6 protein-coding genes are annotated in these 4,232 nt (G+C 54.6%); all 6 read right to left on the bottom strand.

The window, feature by feature from the left end; all coding sequences use genetic code 11:
• Positions 1 to 746, bottom strand: a 746-nt coding sequence (locus JRI46_12175; protein MBW2040321.1) for a tRNA (N(6)-L-threonylcarbamoyladenosine(37)-C(2))-methylthiotransferase MtaB, incomplete at its 3' end; no start/stop codon positions are given.
• On the bottom strand, positions 706 to 1,815 hold the full coding sequence (gene mnmA, locus JRI46_12170) for a tRNA 2-thiouridine(34) synthase MnmA (protein MBW2040320.1): 1,110 nt from the start codon (positions 1,813 to 1,815) through the stop codon (positions 706 to 708). The genes JRI46_12175 and mnmA, both read right to left, overlap by 41 nt.
• Before the next feature lie 14 nt (positions 1,816 to 1,829).
• Positions 1,830 to 2,237, bottom strand: a complete 408-nt coding sequence (locus JRI46_12165) for a 4Fe-4S dicluster domain-containing protein (protein MBW2040319.1) — start codon at positions 2,235 to 2,237, stop codon at positions 1,830 to 1,832.
• Between the two features lie 145 nt (positions 2,238 to 2,382).
• Positions 2,383 to 2,469, bottom strand: a complete 87-nt coding sequence (locus JRI46_12160; GenBank protein MBW2040318.1) for a four helix bundle protein — start codon at positions 2,467 to 2,469, stop codon at positions 2,383 to 2,385.
• Between the two features lie 132 nt (positions 2,470 to 2,601).
• Positions 2,602 to 3,324: a UPF0280 family protein gene (locus JRI46_12155; GenBank protein ID MBW2040317.1), complete on the bottom strand. Its 723-nt coding sequence runs from the start codon at positions 3,322 to 3,324 to the stop codon at positions 2,602 to 2,604.
• Positions 3,321 to 3,821 (bottom strand): 3-isopropylmalate dehydratase small subunit, encoded by a 501-nt coding sequence (locus JRI46_12150; GenBank protein MBW2040316.1) that lies wholly within the window; start codon positions 3,819 to 3,821, stop codon positions 3,321 to 3,323. The genes JRI46_12155 and JRI46_12150 overlap by 4 nt, the downstream gene beginning before the upstream one ends.
• Positions 3,822 to 4,232 lie beyond the last annotated feature (411 nt).

Below are 4,232 nucleotides of genomic sequence, written 5' to 3'. Positions count from 1 at the left end.
GAGGAGATAAAACCGATCACCCCCGGGGGTACCTCTTTCTGTTCTAGGGAGCTCAGGCGTATTCGAGGAGGGTTCTCCCCCTCGTCAATCTGGCACAACAGGTCCAGGAGGGTGGTAGTGGGGTTGAGATCCAGACCATAGGCCCCAAGGTGGATGCCCGTAAGAACGACCTCACGATAACCTGCTGCGCTGAGCCTTTGGAGAGAGGCAAGAACCTGGGAAGAGGGGATACTGCGACTTCTGCCCCGGGTCAAGGGGACGATACAGTAGCTGCAATGGGCGTTACACCCATCTTGGATCTTCAAAAAGGCCCGGGTGTGACGGCGGAAGTGGATGGCCTGCAAGGCGGGCGGGGTCTCGGCCTCCATAATGTCCCCTACCCTGATTACCGGCTTCCTCACCTGGAGCATATTCTCCACGATGTCGGGGATAGATCCCTTCTCCTGGTTTCCGGCCACCCCATCAGGGCCAAGGGAGGTAACCCCTTGGGGGTCGATCTGCGGATAACACCCTGCTACCAACAGGAGCCCTCGTGGGTTTACCCTCCTGGCCCTGCGGATCCACCGCCTGGAGTCGGCCTGGGCCCTTGTAGTGACCACACAGGTGTTGATGATGGTGAGATCCACCCCTGAACCAAAGGGGACCAGTTTCCAGCCCATCTCTTCCAGGGCCTCTCCGATGGCCTCGCTCTCGAATTGGTTGACCTTACAGCCCAGGGTCACGATGGCGACCCTTCCCTTGCTCATTGCAGACCTCCCTTATCCATCCTCCCCCCAGCAACATATCGTCTTGGTATAGGGCTAAGGCTTGACCAGGGGTGATGGCCTCTTGAGGCTCATCGAAGTTTACGATGCATTCATCCTCTCCGTGGGGTGTCACCCTACAAAGGCCCCCGGGATGGCGATATCTAATATTACCCATTGCCCTGAACCCCTCCTGAGGAGGTGGTATGGAGATCCAGTTCATCCCCTGGGCCACTAGCCCTTTGGCCAAGAGATCCTCCTTTTCCCCCACTACTACCTGGTTGGTGGCGGGGTCTATCCTCAGGACATAATATGGCCGGCGTGACGGGATTCCGATCCCCCGTCGTTGCCCAATGGTAAAATTGAAGATCCCCTGATGTCTCCCCAAGGGCCGGCCGTCTTTGTCGACGATCTCACCTCTAGATGGTAGCTTTCCTTTGAGCCTTTTTCGCAAGAAATCCCGGTAGTCGCCGTGGGGGATGAAGCATATCTCATGGCTCTCCCCCCGCTCGGTCAGAGGGAGTCCCCTTTTTTTGGCCATTGTCCTTACCGCTTCCTTGGTCAATCCCCCGTTGGGGAGGATGCATCGGGCCAGCTGCACCTGGGACAACCCCCAGAGGAAGTAGGATTGATCCTTTTTCCTGTCGATGCCCCTAAGGATGATGAACCTCCTTGTGTTGGGATCCCATTTTACCCGCGCGTAGTGGCCTGTGGCGAAGAGCTCCGCCCCCAACCCTAAGGCCCTCTCAAGCAAGGCACCGAGCTTGATCTTGGGGTTGCAGAGGGCGCAGGGGTTGGGTGTCCTGCCGGCCAGATATTCTCGGAAGAAATAGTTAATGATTTCTTTTTGAAAGAGTGAGTGGAGGTCTATGGCATAAAGGGAGATCCCTAGGGTCTTGGCTGAGCAAAGTACATCGTGGAAGGATGGATCTCTTTCAAAGGGGCCCTCTCCCAACAGCTGCATCCAGAGGCCGATGACATCATAATCCCCTTCCTGCAGGAGGGCAGCAGCCACGGAGCTGTCCACCCCTCCGCTCATGGCGACAGCGACCTTTTTGTGCTTGGACTTCATGCAAGAGCCCCACCCTAAAAATTGGCCTTCATGGCCCGTACAGGACAGGCCTTGATGCAGAGCTCACATCCCACGCACATCTCGCTGGAGAAGAGTACCTCCATGGTCTCCCTCTTGATGGAAAGGGCTCCGGTGGGGCACACGGCGGTACAGGCCCCACAGTGGGTGCAGGTGGCGTCATCCCGCTCGATGTCGTGCTCGATGGGCTCAACGGTTATCCCTTTGCTCATCAGGTACTCTATCCCCCGGTGGTAGTTCTCCTCAGTGCCGCTTAACTCCAGGACCATGACGCTCTCCTGCTTGGGGAAGACGCTCGCTTTGAGGATGTTGAAGACCAGATCGTAGTCCTTGCCCAGCCTATAGACGATGGGCTTGTCCCAGGTCTTCTTGGTGAAACGCAGGACTATCTTTTTAGTGTACATAAAAGACCAGCTCCTTGTAATGTCAGCTGATACAGGGTTCCAGGATTCGAGGATTCAAGGGTTCGAGTGTTTATTCTGCAACGATTTAATAAGTGCCTTGAGCATCCTTTCACCCTCCTCTATGTCTTTCTGAAGAGCCCTAAAATCATACAGCAGCCCTTCTTATCTGTGATGTTAATCTATATCGCTCCTCTTTCGGGAAACCCTTTGTAATCTTATAAAAGCTATACATAGCTTATAAGATCTTTGCCAGACCTTTAACTCTCTATAGTTTTTAAGCATGTGACCACTGGAACCAGAATTTTCTCATTTTCGCGTTTCACTTGACCCCTAGAACCCTTGGCCCCTCGACCCCTTTTTTTAATCATAACTTTACTAATTCATAATCCCCCCATACTCCCAGGACGTCATCTAGGATAATCACTATCCCCTCCACCCCAGAGATCTTTTGCCCCTCTTCCAGGGCCCTTTCGATATCCTTTTTACCCTGCACCATGTTTCCCAAAGAGGTGGCCACGGCATCAGCCAAGGTGGCCGAGGGGGAGATGACGCAGACGGCGTTTGCCCTGCCGAAGCTCTGAGAGTGCCCCACGGTGCCGGAGGAGGTACAGATTCCCAAAGGTGTCCTCTCGGGCGGGATTTGTATTCCCACCTTCATGTTCAATGGGGAACTGCGGGCAAAGATCCCGATCTTCCTCTCGCTATTTATCTGAAGAAAGATGTCCCCGCCGTTTTCCACCACCACCTCGGGGGTAAAGGCAAGGAGGGCCTTGCCCACAAACTCCGCAATGGCACCGGCCACCGTGGCCATGGGCCCTATCCCGGCCTTCTGGGAGGCGGCCAGCATATCCCCCACGATCTCCGGCGCCCAAGGATCCAAGGGGAGAGGAAGAAGGCTCTCCCTAAAGAGGGTCTCCTTCTTGATATATCCCTCTATCTGCTGGCGGAGGTGGATGGTCGCCTCCTCGGCCTCCCTCTCCAACGGGATCTGGGCGAGGATGTAGAGGTCGGTCTCCTTCACCCTTACCTGAAAGGGAACCAACCCGTCCTTTGCCATCCAATTCCGGTAGCGCCTTTCTTTTTTCAAGTGGTCTCCTTTAACCTCTTTGTGATATGCCTCATCAACCCTCCATCCCTGATCAACTCCTGCATGAATGGGGGGATGGGGCGTGACACAAAGGTCTTTCCCTGGGTAAGGTTGTGGATCTCCCCCTTGCCCAGGTCCACCTCCAGCTCATCCCCTTGTTGAGTTCCCTCCGCCGCCTCTGGGGACTCCAAGATGGGTAGCCCCATGTTGAAGGCGTTGCGGTAAAATATCCTGGCAAACCCCTTGGCGATCACACAGGATACCCCCGCGGCCTTGATGGCGATGGGGGCATGCTCTCTGGAGGAACCACAGCCAAAGTTCTTTCCGGCCAGGATGATGTCCCCCGGGCGGACCATCTGGGCAAAGGTGGAGTCAACATCCTCCATACAGTGCTGGGCTAGCTCCTGGGGGTCCGAGGTATTTAGATACCTGGCTGGAATGATGGCATCGGTATCTACATCATTACCGAATTTCCAACTCCTTCCGCTTACCTTCATCATCACCCCTTTGTCTTTTGGTCTCTTATAGTTGGATTATTATTGATCAAATTCCCAAACGTGTCAACCTGCGTGATGGAGGGGATAAGAAGCCCTCCTCCCCTGATAACCGAGGCATTACGTTGAACGTAGGGATCTCCTTGACCCATTCGGCGGCGCAAAGCCCCGCTCAGGGTCAACCCTGAGCAAGTCCTGGCCTTCAGGGCTGGGAGTCGAAGGGTTGACTTCCACTGGGGCATGTGTTAGCACTTTGTGAAAGAAATCTTAATGGAGCCCTTTTTATGGCCCTTTGATTGTGGGGAGGGGTTTCTGGAGGTATGGCAAGCAGCTTTATGTCGATCTGGCAAAGAGGTATCCAAAGGAATTGGAGAGGATAGACTAGAGGGATAAGAGATGATGGTCAGAAATATA

The organism is Deltaproteobacteria bacterium, assembly GCA_019308925.1.
Lineage (GTDB): Bacteria > Desulfobacterota > B13-G15 > B13-G15 > RBG-16-54-18 > JAFDHG01.
The sequence above is the reverse complement of the archived record's forward strand: the minus strand, read 5'-3'. Positions and strand labels throughout refer to the sequence as shown.